This is a genomic window from Bacillus sp. FSL M7-1345 (genome assembly GCF_038006985.1).
Lineage (GTDB): Bacteria > Bacillota > Bacilli > Bacillales > Bacillaceae_G > Bacillus_A > Bacillus_A cereus_U.
This window is the reverse complement of record NZ_JBBOWG010000001.1, coordinates 392,417-408,148: the sequence shown is the minus strand read 5'-3', so window position 1 is coordinate 408,148 and position 15,732 is coordinate 392,417. Positions and strand designations below refer to the sequence as shown.

Below are 15,732 nucleotides of genomic sequence, written 5' to 3'. Positions count from 1 at the left end.
AGCAGGGCTCCCACAAATAGCAGGATAAACGAAACAACCCATTTTGCGACTCTACAAACTCTTATTTACTTCCTCAGCTAATTTCTTCGTACTTTCATACGCAGATTCTGCTAAGCTAATCGCTGAAATAACTGAAACACCATCCGCACCCGCTTCTATAACAGAAGCAGTATTTTCAATTGTAATCCCACCAATCCCAACGATCGGTATTGTAATCTCTTGTTCCCTAAAATACTTTAGACCTTTCGTTCCTTGAACCGCTTTCGTATCTTTTTTCGTACTCGTCGGGAAAATTGGACCAACTCCTAAATAATCGGCTCCATTTTCAATCGCCCAGCGTGCTTCTTCAATTGTATGTGTAGATACTCCAATAATTTTATCTCCCATTTTTTTACGAACAGATGTAATTCCTTCATCATCTTGTCCAACATGCACGCCATCTGCATCTAACTCGAGGGCTAGTTCCACATCATCATTTACGATGAATGGTACACCGTACTCCTTGCAAAGCGCTTGTAGTTCCTTCGCAAAATCAATACGTTTCTCTCCCGCTAAAGCCCCTTCTCCCTTTTCACGAAATTGAAAAATTGTTATCCCACCTTCTAGTGCATTTCTCAATACTTGTAGTGGCTCCTTCGTACAATTGTTACTTCCCATAATAAAATATACTCGTAATAACCTAGACATTTCATCCATTGTAATACGCGACATCTAGTTTCCCTCCTTACTGGATAACCTCAATCTTTCCATACTTCTCAATATCATCTGAAGTTGTATTCGCTAACTGATTTAAAAACTCAATTTGGAAACTTCCTGGTCCATTCTCTACTGTTTTCGAAGCCGCTATTTCTGCTGCTACTCCATAGAATGTTAATGCAGCTACTGCTGCCTTTACATAATCCTTTTCTACCGCTACAAATGCTCCTATTACAGAAGTTAGTAAACAACCTGTGCCAGTAACTTTCGTTAAAATAGGATGGCCATTTCGAATAAGAATAGTTCGCTCTCCATCTGTAACAACATCTTCTTCTCCAGTAATTACTGCAACTGTATTTAATTCATCCGCTGCCTGTTTTGCAATATTTACAACATTACCGTTTCCAGTACCAGCGTCTACACCTTTAATTTCCCATTTCTCATTAATAACATTAGCAATTTCAGCTGCATTTCCGCGGATAACAGCTAAATCGATTTCATCTGGAATATATCTCGCAACTTCTGTTCGATAAGAAGTTGCTCCTGCCCCAACTGGATCAAACAATACTGGTACACCATTTGTATTTGCCGATTTACCAGCAAGTAACATCGCTTCTACCTCTTCAGGACGAAGTGTACCCATATTTAAAACAAGAGCTCCCGCAATGCTAGCCATTTCTGCTACTTCTTCTTTTGCATACGCCATTACAGGCGATGCTCCTAATGCTAACAATCCGTTTGCTGTAAAATTCGTTACAACAACATTTGTAATATTATGAACGAGCGGATTAGACTCTCTTACCAAATCCACTACTTTACTAATTTCTTTCCTATTCATCCTTTTCATCTCCTAACTATAGTGATGGGAGATACACAAAAAGGCACTTTGCGCGTACGCAAAGTGCCTGAACATGTGCTTTTACACTCTCCCTACGCTGGCATTATCCAACAGGTTCAAATGGTCAATGACGGACTAGTAGTCATACTCTCAGTTTGCATCCACAAACTCCCATGTGTTTATTATTCATCTACTTCAAAGTCTACTCTTATTCTAGTAAAATAACAAGTTCTTTACTTTTCCATTAGTCTTTTGTATCTTGTTCTACGTAAATTGTTGGAGCAATTTTTTCAAACTCTTTATATGAATCTGATTGTCTTCCAAAAATGATAATTAATTCTGGGTTCATTTCATCAAAACCCATTCAAACCTGGAGCGAAACTGAATCTCAAGAAGATGTATGCTATAGTTAACGTATGGAAATTTGAAAGGATGTTTTTAATATGTCAAAAAGCGTTGTAATTGCTGAAAAACCTTCCGTTGCACGAGATATTGCTCGCGTACTGAAGTGTGATAAAAAAGGAAATGGCTATCTTGAAGGTAGTAAATATATTGTTACTTGGGCTTTAGGTCATCTCGTTACATTAGCTGATCCAGAAAGCTATGATGTGAAATATAAAAAATGGGATTTAGAAGATTTGCCAATGCTACCTGAGCGTTTAAAACTAACAGTTATTAAACAAACAGGGAAACAGTTTAATGCTGTGAAAAGCCAACTACTTAGAAAAGATGTAAATGAAATCATTATAGCTACTGACGCCGGTCGTGAGGGAGAGTTGGTCGCACGCTGGATTATCGATAAAGTTAAAATGCAGAAACCGATTAAACGTCTATGGATTTCATCTGTTACCGATAAAGCAATTAAAGATGGCTTCGCAAATTTAAAACCAGGAAAAGCATATGACAATCTATACGCTTCAGCTGTCGCACGTTCAGAGGCTGACTGGTATATCGGGCTTAATGCGACTCGAGCATTAACTACTCGCTTTAATGCCCAACTAAATTGTGGTCGTGTACAAACACCTACTGTAGCCATGATTGCAAGCCGTGAAGATGAAATCAAACATTTCAAAGCTCAAACTTACTATGGTATCGAAGCTCAAACAGCTGAGAGATTAAAGCTAACTTGGCAAGATACAAAAGGAAATAGCCGTAGCTTTAATAAAGAAAAAACTGATGCAATCGTGAACAAAATTAGTAAGGAAAATGCTACTGTTGTAGACATTGATAAAAAACAAAAGAAATCGTTCGCTCCTGGTCTTTACGATTTAACTGAACTACAACGTGATGCGAATAAAATATTTGGTTACTCTGCGAAAGAAACATTAAACATTATGCAAAAATTATATGAACAGCATAAAGTTTTAACGTACCCTCGTACAGATTCACGCTATATTTCATCTGATATTGTCGGAACACTTCCAGAGCGTCTGAAGGCTTGCGGAGTTGGAGAATACCGTCCTTTAGCACATAAAGTATTGCAGAAACCTGTAAAATCTAATAAATCATTTGTTGATGATAGTAAAGTAAGTGATCATCACGCAATTATTCCAACAGAGAGCTATGTAAACTTCTCAGCTTTCACCGATAAAGAACGTAAAATTTATGACTTAGTTGTAAAACGTTTCTTAGCTGTTTTATTCCCGGCCTTTGAATATGAACAACTAACATTGCGCACGAAAATTGGTGACGAAACGTTCATCGCACGTGGAAAAACGATTTTACATGCTGGTTGGAAAGAGGTTTATGAAAATCGATTTGAAGATGATGATGCAATCGATGATGTAAAAGAACAAATCTTACCTCACATCGAAAAAGGCGACACATTAAACGTAAAACTAATTGTCCAAACATCAGGTCAAACGAAAGCACCTGCACGTTTTAATGAAGCAACATTACTTTCAGCGATGGAAAACCCAACAAAATACATGGATACGCAAAACAAACAACTTGCTGATACATTAAAATCAACTGGTGGATTAGGTACTGTAGCTACACGTGCTGATATTATCGACAAGCTATTCAATTCATTCTTACTTGAAAAACGTGGTAAAGATATTCATATTACTTCAAAAGGCCGTCAGTTACTTGATTTAGTGCCAGAAGAACTGAAATCTCCTACACTAACTGGTGAATGGGAGCAAAAGTTAGAAGCTATCGCTAAAGGAAAGTTAAAGAAAGAAGTATTTATTTCAGAAATGAAGAACTATACGAAGGAAATTGTTACTGAAATTAAATCAAGCGATAAAAAATATAAGCACGACAACATTTCAACGAAGTCTTGTCCAGACTGTGGTAAACCAATGTTAGAAGTAAACGGTAAAAAAGGTAAAATGCTTGTATGCCAAGACCGCGAATGTGGTCACCGTAAAAATGTATCCCGCACTACAAACGCACGCTGTCCTCAGTGTAAAAAGAAACTAGAACTTCGTGGTGAAGGAGCAGGCCAAATTTTCGCATGTAAATGTGGCTATCGTGAGAAACTTTCTACATTCCAAGAGAGACGTAAAAAAGAATCCGGCAGCAAAGCTGATAAACGTGACGTCCAAAAATATATGAAACAACAGAACAAAGAAGAAGAACCATTAAACAATCCATTCGCAGAAGCATTAAAGAAATTAAAATTTGATTAAACAAAAAGGTTCCTACCACTATCGGTAGGAACCTTTTATTTTAATGAATAATTTTACTTCCTTTTGCGTTCTCAACAAACTTTTCACTTGATTTGTTAATTGGTTTTTTCAGTAATAATGCAGCCACAACCATGATTACTACGAAAGCACTTAACACAAGTAAATCTCTAGTTACTATATCCCAAAGCATTCCACCTACGGTTTCACGAATTGCACTAATAGCATATGTGAACGGTAAGAACGGATACAGTGCTTGGAAGAACGGTGGTGTCATTTGAATTGGGAACGTGCCGCCCGATCCTGCTACTTGCAGTACAAGTAAAATAATCGCCATCGATTTCCCAACGTTTCCGAAAATAGAAACGAGTGAGTACACGATACAAACAAATACTCCCCCAATAAATAAACTAAATAACACAAACCAGAATTTGTCGACTACGTACGTACCGAGTAAGAATATATCCCCCATCGATACGATAAACGCCTGTGAAAGACCTATCGTTAAGAATGTTAATAAACGTCCAAAGTATATTTCATGGCTCTTATAATTAGCGCCCTCTTCATGTACTTCTACCGTTAATAGTGAAACCATTAATAGTGCGCCTACCCATAATGCAAGCACTGTATAGAATGGTGACATTGCTGAACCGTAGTTCGGCATTGCAAATAATTTATTCTCTTTTAAATTCACTGGATTTGCAAAGTAGTCACTTTGCTTTTCAACATCGTTTTTCAATAAGCGTATGATGTCTTTTATATCCTCTTCAGATTCAAAATCACGAATTTTATCTGCTAATTCTTTAATCTTTTTCTCAGTCTCCGGCATTTCAGCTTTAATGTCTGCTAATTTCTTTCTACCGTCTACTAAACCTTTTGATGAATCTTCTAGTAATTTTTTAACATCTGGAAGCTTTTTGTCTGCATCATTTAAAATTTGAGTTGTATTTTTCGACATCTCTTTTGTACGAGCAATTGCTGTATTGAAGCCTGGTACAATTTCTGCATCATACGTCGATAATACATCTGTTAATTGAGCTGATCCGCCTTTTGCTGCATTGTTAATACTTTCAATTACATCTTTTGTAGGCTTCTGCCCATTATTAATAAGTGTAATTCCCTTATTCGTTGCATCTACACCTTTTTGTAAACTACTTTTCGCTTTATTTAACTTTGTAATTCCATTATTAAGGTTTTTATCACTATTCACATCTGCTAAAACCTTATTTGTGCTTTCTAGAACTGGAATCATATCGTCAATTAAACCGATGCCAGATTGGAATTGACCATTTAAGCTGTTTAAAGCCGCTTTTGATCCTTCTAAACCGTTAACACCTTTATTCTGTAAATCCTCCATTGCTTTTTGGACGCTAGATTTAGTACTTTCAATACTATTTTTCGCTTTATCGTAATCTGCTTTTGCATTATCATATGCTGCATTTGCATCAACTTTAGCTTGATCTACTGTACTAACTGCTTTTTGATAATCTGCTACAAATGTTTCATTGTAATCTTTTTCAGCTTGATCAATTAATGCATTTGCTGCATCTAATTTTTGATTAGCTACATCTGTTACATCTTTCTTTACTTCTTGTCCTGTACCAATAACATTTACAATATCTTTAATTCCGTTATTCGCATTTTCCATGCCGCCTTTAAGCTTAGTTAAGCGATCCACTCGTCCTTGGAAAAAGCTTTTACCAAAATCAGTCGTCACGGATTTCTGAAGTTCAGTAAATACATTGATAAGATACGCAATGCCCTCTGTACGAGCTTGCAATTGATCTGATACAGCATTTAAATCTTTCTTTGCTTGTTCTGGATCAAATTTTCCATTTTGCAATCCATTTACAACACTTTTCCCATAAGCTGTTCCTGCACGGGATGAACTTAAAACATTATTGACTGTTTGATTAATATTTTGCGCTATGTTTTTATAACCATCACTATTCAACTTAGAAAGGTCCGGTCTCGCGGGGAATTCAGGTAATCCATTCATTCCAGACAAATCAGGAATAGCTAAATCCACACCCGGATTCATTAAAAAGTCAGTAAATGCAGCTGCACTATCCATAACACCTTTTGCTACTACTAAATCATTTCTTATCGTACCTGGAGCATTTTTCAACGTTTGATCTTGATTCGCAAAGAACTTATCTAAATTTGCCAACGCTTCTTGCCCATCATTTATTACACTCTCTACAACAGGTAGATCTTTTTGTGCTACTTTCACGATATCTTCCGCTCGAGTTGCATCATCTAACGCCTTATCCATAAGTGTATTCATTTCTGGGAACTGCGCTTCTAACTTAAATACAAGATCTTTTACCTTCTCGATACTTGGTAAGTTTGTTTCTAAATCGATTCCAAGATCATTGAAGATTTTAAAAATCTCACCGTTTGCTGTTTTAACAAAGTTTTTACTAACCTCTTCTGTAAGACCCGATGCACCTTTAGCTGTAATCTTCGGTGCAATGGCATTCACTTTTTCATTTACGTAATAATCAATTTCCGGTTTCTGTGGATTTTCATTCAAGACTGTTGCAATCTTTTCAGAAAAATCTTTTGGAATAGTAATACTTGCGGAATAATCTCCACGCTCTACTCCATAAATTGCTTGCTTTTCATCAACAAACTTCCACCCGAAATTTTTGTCCTTCTTAAGTGAATCTACAATTTCTTCCCCGATGTTAATATCTTTCCCTCTTAAATTTGATCCAACATCTTGGTTAGAAACTGCAATCTGGATTCCTTTCGTATTTCCGTAAGGATCCCAAGAAGCTTTAATGTTAAACCATGCATATAACGATGGTAAAATCATTAACCCTAAAACAATAACAATTGCAGCCCAATGTTTGGCTACATTCCGTAAATCTGTCTTATAAATACGCCAAATCTGTTTCATATAAGCAATCACCTAATTATATATTTTTCTTTCTTTAGAAAATGATACATACATTTTGCAATTATATCACTTTCTACATCGTGGATTAAACGAAAACATACTATTTTTCCCATTAAATATTTCACTTACTTCATTATATAACGAAGTTAAAAAAGTATGCATACAAAATGACCAAATTAGTTTTACATTCAATAATAACAAATATATAGGAAATGTCATAAAAAATACAAGTATTTTCTCTTGGGAATACTTGTATTTATCAAAAAACCCTCCCAGCTTTTCATTATCTGTGAGGGTTTCTTCTATTATATATCTAATTGTACTTCTACACCGAAATGATCAGAAATTACATTTCGATTTGTTCCATTAAAAATGACTTTTGAAGAATTAACTGTTTTACTTTGATTGCTTAATATTAGGTCGATTCGTAATTTTTGTTTATTTTCATCCCAACCAGCAATCTCTCCTTGGACAGTTGTTCCTTCATCCTTCTCTATCGCTAGTTCATATGTGTCATATAAACCTTTTTGCATCGTATACTCATAACCCTCTCCTTCCAAACGAGCATTGTTATTAAAATCACCCATTAAGAAGGAAAGTTCATTGCTATTTACACGCTCCATTAAACGATCAACTTGGTCTTTGAATGATTCTTCTTCATCATTCCACCAACCGAGATGGCAAGAATAAAACGTTATATTCTTATCATTATAAGCAATTGTTGCACTTACAATTTTGCGTGTTTTCCAATACGTTGTATCCTTATTTTCTGAGACAAAGAACGTATCTTCCTTTACAATGTTGTGCTTTGTTATAATTGCTAATCCTTCTTCGTACACATCATATCCAATATGAGAGAAATCCCAAATAATATTGTATTCTTTTACGTTTAATGCTCTTAACTCTTCTAGCAGTAAAAGTCCAAAATTATCTTTTTTCTTGTTACCGCATACATTTTCAGCTTGTATAGACTGACTTACTTCTTGTAATGCGATCACATCATAATCTTCTTCTTGAATTGCTTTAGCAAGATACTTTATTTTTTCAATTTGATTCTCTTCTTGCCAAGAGTGACAATTTAAAGTTAGCAATTTCATATTATTACGCACCTAACATATCTTGAATGTCTGACTTTAATACGTCAGCTTTCGGGCCATATACGGCTTGTACACCTTTATCTTTAACAATAAGTCCTAAAGCACCATTTTGTTTCCATTGTGCTTCTGGTGCAACAACATCTAAATCTTTTACTGTTATACGTAAACGTGTCATACAAGCATCTACGTCAGCAATATTATCTTTTCCGCCCAATAAATCAATAACTTTTGTTGCTAATGAACCATCTTGTACATTTCCTGTTCCTTCTGATGACTCATCTTCATTATCAATATAGTTACCTGCACGTCCTGGTGTTGGTAAATTGAATTTTTTAATTAAGAAATTGAATAACGTAAAGTTAAGACCGAAGAACACTAATGAAACAATGACAAAGTTAATTAAATCTCTTGTTAATCCTGCATTGACCATCATTGGTGTACGTGTAATTAACTCAATAAATCCAAATGCATGAACACGTAAATCAATTAAATCTACTAATGCGAATGCAAGTCCTGTTGTAATTGCATACACAACATATAATACTGGCGCAATAAACATGAACATGAATTCAATTGGTTCTGTTACACCTGTTAAGAATACTGCTAATGCAGCTGATAAGAACATTGGTTTATATTTTGCACGTTTTTCCTTATCAACATTACGGAACATCGCAAATGCAATCCCCATTAACGCTGCTGTTGAGCCGATAACTTGTCCAGCTTTGAAACGAGCTGGTACAACGTTATTTAATAAATCGTTATATGCTTTCGTATCTCCATTTGCTAATAAGTTATTTAAATCTGTAATCCATGCAAGCCATAATGGGTCTTGTCCTGCTACAACTTGTCCAACTTTTGAACCAGTTAACATCGTATATGTTCCGCCTAGCTCTGTGTAGTTCATCGGAATCGTTAACATATGATGTAATCCAAACGGTAATAATAAACGTTCTAACGTTCCGTATACAAACGGTGCAACAATTGGTGCACTGTCTTTAGATGCTGCAATCCAGCGACCAAATTCATTTAATCCACTTTGGATAAATGGCCATACAAGTGATAATACAATCGCAGTAACTGTAGACCATACAATTACAACGAATGGTACGAATCGTTTTCCATTAAAGAATGCTAATGCCTGTGGCAGTTTATTATAGTTATAGTATTTGTTATATAAAGTAGCTCCTAGGAAACCTGTGATAATCCCTACGAAAACTCCCATGTTTAATGCTGGTGCACCAAGTACAGAAGTAAAGTAATCTTTTACAAGTAAATCTCCTGCTAATGATGAAGAAACTGTCGCTTTTGAATCCGCTAACATTTGAGCGTTTACGCCAAAAATAGCTCCTGTAATTCTGTTTGTTAAGACGAATGCTAACAGTGCTGCAAATGCACCACCTGCGCGATCCTTCGCCCAAGATCCCCCAATTGCTACTGCGAATAAAATGTGTAGGTTTGTAATAATTGCCCAACCGATGTCTTCCATTACTCGAGCAATTGTATGAACTGCGTTAATATCCCCAGCAGACATCCCAATTAACTTACCGATCGAAATCATTAAGCCCGCTGCCGGCATTACAGCTACAACAACTAATAATGCCTTCCCGAACTTTTGCCAAAAATCAAAAGACGTAATTTTCATCTGTTCTTCCTCCCCTTTATTTATAACAACATAATGATTTAAATTATAATTTCTGTTTCTCTTATGAAAACGATTCCTTCTTTTTTTGTTACGCAACCGTTTTCATAAATCTATTTTAATAAAAGCGTTTTCACATTGCAATAGAAATTTATTTTTTTTAATAAAAAAAGATGCTCCAAGAGCATCCTTTTTTATTATGAAATGCGATAAACCCTTGTTTCATAAGATTTTAACGTGATTGTAGTTAATTGATCATGCTCGGCAACTTTATAGTTATTTAAAAGCAAACGTTTGCGTTCTAGTGCAAATTTCTCCTCATTATACACTGCTTCCTCTTTCGAGATATTACTAATAACAATAATTTTTTCATCGTTTAATGTACGAGTATATGCGTAAATTTGCGGATTATCTTCTAAAAGTAAATCATACGTACCATAATTTAATACATCGTTCTCTTTTTTCAAGGCAATCATTTTTTTATAGAAATTGAAAATAGATCCCTCTTCATTTTTCTGCTTTTCAACATTAATTTCTTCATAATTTGGATTCATGCCAAACCAAGGTGTTCCCGTTGTAAAGCCAGCATTACTTTCAGCACTCCACTGCATAGGTGTACGTGAATTATCGCGGCAAGAAGCCCATATAATTTCCATCATATCTTGATGCGATACTCCTTCTGCAATTTTCTCACGATATAAATTTTTAACTGCTACATCATCATAATCTTCAATATTTGGGAACTGAACATTTGTCATACCAATTTCTTGTCCTTGATAAATAAACGGTGTGCCGTGCATAAAGAAATACATCGCACCTAAAGCCGTTGCACTTTCACGCCAATATTCTTTATCATTTCCCCAAGTAGACACAATACGTGGCTTATCATGATTTTCAATGTATAAAGCATTCCATCCCTTATTTTCTAAACCTTTTTGCCACTTTGTTAATACTTTTTTCAACTCAACAACGTCAAGATCTTTCTTCTTTTCTGCATCCCATAAGCTTAAATGCTCAAACTGGAATACCATATTGAATTTACCGTTCTCTTCTCCAACCCAAAGATCAGCATCTTCAACTTTCACACCATTTGCTTCTCCAACAGTCATAATATCGTATTTAGCAAATGTATTTTCTTTTAATTCTTCTAGTAATGGCTGAATACCATCTACATTCATATGTTTGTCAAAAGAAGGCACATACTTTAACCCTTTTGGGTTTGGCATATCCTGTAAACCATCTTCTTTTTTTATATGGCTAATCGCATCGACGCGGAAACCATCAATACCTTTATCAAGCCACCAATTAACAGTATCATATAAAACTTCACGAACTTCTTTATTCTCCCAGTTTAAATCTGGTTGTTTACGCGAGAATAAATGTAAATAATATTGCTCTGTCACTTCATCATATTCCCATGTAGAACCATTAAAGATACTTTCCCAATTGTTTGGTTCCGCGCCGTCTTTACCATCATGCCAAATATACCAATCACGCTTCGGATTGTCTTTAGAAGAACGTGACTCAATAAACCACGGATGTTCATCACTTGTATGATTAATAACTAAATCAATAATAAGCTTCATATCACGCTTATGAACTTCATCTAGTAATGCATCAAAGTCTTCCATCGTACCAAATTCATCCATAATATCTTGATAGTCACTAATATCATAACCATTATCGTCATTAGGTGATTTATACATTGGACAAATCCAAATTACATCTATACCTAAATCTTTTAAATAATCCAGTTTTGCAATAATACCTTGTAAATCTCCAATACCATCACCATTTGAATCCATAAAGCTACGTGGATAAATTTGATAAGCGACAGCTTCTTTCCACCATGTCTTATTCATAATAATTCTCTCCTTTTGCATCCCATCGGATTTTTTATGCAAACGTTTTCGTAACACTATCATAACAAAATATGAATAGTTTGCAACTGTTTTCATTGAACTCTATGTAGATTCCTGATTCTTATGCTTTATTTATTTCTCACAAAGATAAAGTGGAACTTTAATCAGTGTGGGCTGTCCATCCCCCACTGATTATTAGCCCTTACCAATCGGACTTTTACGAGCAGCCCTATCTTCTTGCTTCAGCCGGATTGTCTTACTGCTCGGCAAATAACGGGATAAATTTAATCCTTCTCCTCTTCTCGTCCATGCGTGTTAAATATACTCTTCATATACTAATACAAGCTCATATTATTTCAGAAAGGAGATATAAATTGAAACAAACAAAATTAACTGGTCGTATCGTCGTTCCCTCGGATCCTGAGTATGACATAGCCCGAATAAATTTAAATTTAAGCATTCCAAAATTCCCTTGTATTATTGTTTTTTGTCAAAATAAAAATGATGTGTGTAACGCCTTAAAATGGGCACGTGAGCGGCATATACCATTTCGCTTAAGAAGTGGACGTCATAGCTACGAAAACTTCTCTCTTTTAAATGGCGGGCTTATTATTGATGTGAGTGAAATGAAGCAAATTACGGTTAGTACAAGGAAATTAACAGCAACAATCGAAGCTGGTGCAAATCTCGGAACTGTTTATAAAGAACTTTGGAAATATAGTGTTACAATACCAGCTGGCACAAGTGCAAGTGTCGGAATTGTGGGGTTAACACTCGGCGGTGGCATTGGCATGCTTTCACGCTTATTTGGACTAACATGTGATCAATTAGTAGAAGTCGAAATGGTACAAGCATGCGGAAAATTTGGTGCAAAACTCATTCGTGCAAATGAACAAGAAAACCCTAACCTTTTTTGGGCATGCCGCGGCGGTGGGGGTGGGAATTTCGGGATTGTTACTTCCTTAACTTTTCGAGTCCATCCTATAAAAAACGTCTCAATTTTCTCGCTTACATGGGAATGGGAAGACTTTATTGCTGCATTTCAAGCTTGGCAAAACTGGGCACCTTATATAGATGAACGTCTCACTTCATCAATTGAATTATTCTCCAAACAACGAAATAAAATCGAGGTGAAAGGTGAATTTGTTGGCTCTCCCTCTGAACTCTATCCTCTATTATCTCCTCTTCTTGAAACTGGTAACCACTCTCTCTTTATAGATGAAGTTCCTTATATAAAGGCTGTTCAATTCTTTAATAGTGGTAATATCCCTGAAAAATTTAAGCGCTCTGGTTCCTATGTATATAAAACGATTCCCCTTAAAGGCATTCAAATCATGCAACATTTTCTTTCTCATGCACCAAATAAAGATGCGAGTATTTGGCACCAATCACTCGTAGGTGCTGTGGAAAATATTTCTTCGAATGAAACAGCTTATTTCCACCGCAAGGCAATTATTGCTCAAGAATATATTACTTCTTGGAAATGCAACGATGAAGAAAACCGAAATATACGCTGGGTTAAAGATTTACGGGAAAGCTTAGATCCTTACACACTGGGAGACTATGTAAATTGGCCCGATATCGACATAAAAAATTGGCAAACTAGTTATTATGGCTCTAATTTTCAAAGGTTGCGTAAAGTGAAGACAGCATATGACCCTTGTAATGTTTTTCGTTTTCAACAAAGCATTCCTCCTTCCCATACGTAAAAAGGAAGAACAGAATTCTGTTCTTCCTTTTTACATTGAAAATCGTTCAATTGTTTGTTTCAAATCAGCTGCTTGCTTCTCTAAATCCTTTAATAATCGATCAATTATTACCATATTTTTAGACTGTTGGAGAGTCACACGCGCCACTTCTTGTGAACCAGCTGACGTTTCCTCAGCGATGGCTGCTACAGCCTTTGTTTGTGCTCCTGTTTGATGAATGTGACTCACTTGTTCATTCATATAACTACTAATTTGCTTAGTTGCATCTGCTACTTCCATAATACTTGATGACATTTCTTTTAAAATTAATTCTGTAGCTCCCCCGCGTTTCGCCTCTTCTTTAGCTTTTTTCACTTGCTCTGTCATTTTCATCGCGACTTGTTGCACTTCATCTTGCATATTCCGTAATAACTGCGATATGTTTCTTGCAGAATGATCACTTTCATCAGCAAGTTTACGTACTTCTTCTGCTACAACTGCAAAACCTCTTCCGTGTTCACCAGCACGAGCTGCCTCAATAGAAGCATTGAGTGCTAATAAATTCGTTTGGCTAGCAATCTCACTTACAACAGAAACAATATGTTCAACTTGTTTCATTCGTTCTTCTAACTGCTGTACATTTCGCATCGAATCTTCATTTTCTTTCGCCAATGTTTGAATACCTTGAATTAAGGAATTAAAGACACGTGTACTTTGCCCTAAAGCTTGAACCATTTCTGAAGACAAGTCATCCGACTGTTTCGCCTTTTCTTCTACTTCACTTGCAATAGAAGTCGTTGTATCAACAACAGAAACAATCGCCTGAATTGACGCTGCTGATTGCTCAGCACCGGAAGAAATCTCTGCAAGAGTTTCAGACACACCTTGCGCTTGCTTGGTCGCTTCCCCTGTTTGTTTTCTAATTTGCTGAACTTGATTATTTGTATACGAAAATGTAGTATCAATATTTTTTACCATGCCCCTTAAGTTCCCTAGCATCATATTAAATGCAACACTTAAAGATTTAATCTCATCATCTACTTTTGGCAACGGGACATCTTCACGAATATCACCATCAGCCGCTTTCCTTGCTGCTTCCTCCAACTTTCGAAGTGGTTTAATTAAAAATATTGCTGCTCCATACGCTAAAATTCCAGACCATACTACACCTAATAACATAACGATAATATTATAAACAGTTCGACTTACATAAATTTGAAAATAATCATATATAACGTAAATAAAAAATAAGCTTGTTGAATATGTAATGAAAGCTAAAACTGTAGTGAATAGCATAAGTTGTGTACGTAAGCCAAAGGAAAATGTTTTCCTTTCTTTTTCCATCTCTTCTTCCCCCTTTTTATAAGCAATATATGTACTGCCTATATATTATTATCCATATTTTCGTTATAGAAAGATATAGGGATTTTTAAAATCATTATTCCCTTGAATATCAAATCCCCCGAAAAAAATAAAGGATTCTGACAATTTATGACTAATAACAGAAATACGGGGCAACATTTGTAAATATATTTTTGACTGGGGGTTTTGTATGATTCAAGTTCGAAATCTAGTAAAATCATTCGGATCACTTGATGTTTTAAAAGGAATTGATTTAGAAGTAAAAGAAAAAGAAGTTGTTGTTTTAATCGGCGCCAGTGGTTCCGGCAAAAGTACATTACTTCGCTGTCTTAACTTTTTAGAAATGTACGATGAAGGTGAAATTCACTTACAAGGTGAGCGAATTGATCCAAAGCATTCAAATTTAAACAAAGTCCGTGAAAATGTCGGTATGGTTTTTCAGCACTTTAACCTATTTCCTCATATGACCTCACTAGAAAACATCATAGAAGCACCTATTCACGTAAAAAAATTGGAGACAGCAAATGCAAAGGAGATTGGAAATCAACTCCTACAAAAAGTCGGCCTACAAGATAAAGCAGATGTAACTCCCCACCTCCTTTCCGGTGGTCAAAAACAACGAATTGCGATTGCACGAGCTCTTGCCATGAATCCTAAAATTATGCTATTTGATGAACCTACCTCAGCTTTAGACCCTGAACTTGTTGGAGAAGTGTTGCAAGTTATGAAAGAACTTGCTGAAGAAGGAATGACAATGGTTATTGTTACTCATGAAATGAATTTCGCAAGAGATGTAGCTGACCGCGTTATCTTTATGGATGACGGGAAAATTGTAGAGGATGCTTCGCCAGCGCAATTTTTTTCCGCTCCATCGCATGAACGGGCAAAGCAATTTTTACGCAACGTTTTATAATGTAACTTCTGTTTCAAACATAAAGAAATTCATTCATACGGGACACAACTAATTGTCCAAATAAAATATCTCCATAGCATATTGAAAACAATCCGTATGATC

10 protein-coding genes, 2 pseudogenes and 1 riboswitch are annotated in these 15,732 nt (G+C 35.8%); of the genes and pseudogenes, 3 read left to right on the top strand and 9 right to left on the bottom strand.

The genetic code is table 11. The annotated features are described in order from the left end of the window. Positions 1 to 51: 51 nt before the first annotated feature. The 3 genes and pseudogenes from thiE to MHB76_RS02105 form a co-directional block, all read right to left on the bottom strand. Entirely contained in the window at positions 52 to 711 is a 660-nt protein-coding gene (gene thiE / locus MHB76_RS02115) for a thiamine phosphate synthase (protein ID WP_078173521.1), read from the bottom strand. A gap of 13 nt (positions 712 to 724) precedes the next feature. Beyond that, positions 725 to 1,534, bottom strand: coding sequence for a hydroxyethylthiazole kinase (thiM, locus tag MHB76_RS02110; RefSeq protein ID WP_078173522.1), 810 nt, complete (start codon positions 1,532 to 1,534; stop codon positions 725 to 727). A gap of 72 nt (positions 1,535 to 1,606) precedes the next feature. Continuing rightward, a riboswitch (TPP riboswitch) is annotated at positions 1,607 to 1,719 on the bottom strand. Positions 1,720 to 1,787: 68 nt separating this feature from the next. Then, a pseudogene (locus MHB76_RS02105) lies at positions 1,788 to 1,886 on the bottom strand (ABC transporter); the annotation flags it as partial. Positions 1,887 to 1,977: 91 nt separating this feature from the next. Between MHB76_RS02105 and topB the strand changes: the two are divergent. Next, complete coding sequence (gene topB, locus MHB76_RS02100) at positions 1,978 to 4,167, top strand: DNA topoisomerase III (RefSeq protein ID WP_340985557.1); 2,190 nt, start codon at positions 1,978 to 1,980, stop codon at positions 4,165 to 4,167. Between the two features lie 40 nt (positions 4,168 to 4,207). Here the strand turns inward: topB and MHB76_RS02095 are convergent, their stop codons facing one another. The 4 genes from MHB76_RS02095 to MHB76_RS02080 all read right to left on the bottom strand — a co-directional run bounded on the left by MHB76_RS02095 (position 4,208) and on the right by MHB76_RS02080 (position 11,667). Continuing rightward, the gene (locus MHB76_RS02095; RefSeq protein WP_340985555.1) at positions 4,208 to 7,069 is read right to left on the bottom strand and encodes a YhgE/Pip domain-containing protein; all 2,862 of its coding nucleotides are present in this window, start codon (positions 7,067 to 7,069) and stop codon (positions 4,208 to 4,210) included. 305 nt (positions 7,070 to 7,374) lie between these two features. Further along, positions 7,375 to 8,166, bottom strand: a complete 792-nt coding sequence (locus MHB76_RS02090) for an endonuclease/exonuclease/phosphatase family protein (protein WP_340985553.1) — start codon at positions 8,164 to 8,166, stop codon at positions 7,375 to 7,377. Positions 8,167 to 8,170: 4 nt separating this feature from the next. Continuing rightward, on the bottom strand, positions 8,171 to 9,808 hold the full coding sequence (locus MHB76_RS02085) for a PTS transporter subunit IIBC (protein WP_016103422.1): 1,638 nt from the start codon (positions 9,806 to 9,808) through the stop codon (positions 8,171 to 8,173). A gap of 194 nt (positions 9,809 to 10,002) precedes the next feature. Further along, positions 10,003 to 11,667, bottom strand: a complete 1,665-nt coding sequence (locus MHB76_RS02080) for a glycoside hydrolase family 13 protein (protein ID WP_340985551.1) — start codon at positions 11,665 to 11,667, stop codon at positions 10,003 to 10,005. A gap of 374 nt (positions 11,668 to 12,041) precedes the next feature. Here MHB76_RS02080 and MHB76_RS02075 point away from each other — a divergent pair, with 374 nt between their 5' ends. Beyond that, positions 12,042 to 13,376, top strand: coding sequence for an FAD-dependent oxidoreductase (locus MHB76_RS02075; protein ID WP_078173527.1), 1,335 nt, complete (start codon positions 12,042 to 12,044; stop codon positions 13,374 to 13,376). A 30-nt stretch (positions 13,377 to 13,406) separates the two neighbouring features. On the opposite strand, the gene MHB76_RS02070 is transcribed toward MHB76_RS02075, so the two are convergent. Next, positions 13,407 to 14,333, bottom strand: a complete 927-nt coding sequence (locus MHB76_RS02070; protein ID WP_445661357.1) for a methyl-accepting chemotaxis protein — start codon at positions 14,331 to 14,333, stop codon at positions 13,407 to 13,409. A gap of 15 nt (positions 14,334 to 14,348) precedes the next feature. Next, positions 14,349 to 14,534: pseudogene (locus tag MHB76_RS26240) on the bottom strand (HAMP domain-containing protein); the annotation flags it as partial. A gap of 373 nt (positions 14,535 to 14,907) precedes the next feature. Between MHB76_RS26240 and MHB76_RS02065 the strand changes: the two are divergent. Next, positions 14,908 to 15,630 (top strand): amino acid ABC transporter ATP-binding protein, encoded by a 723-nt coding sequence (locus MHB76_RS02065; RefSeq protein WP_002113623.1) that lies wholly within the window; start codon positions 14,908 to 14,910, stop codon positions 15,628 to 15,630. Positions 15,631 to 15,732 lie beyond the last annotated feature (102 nt).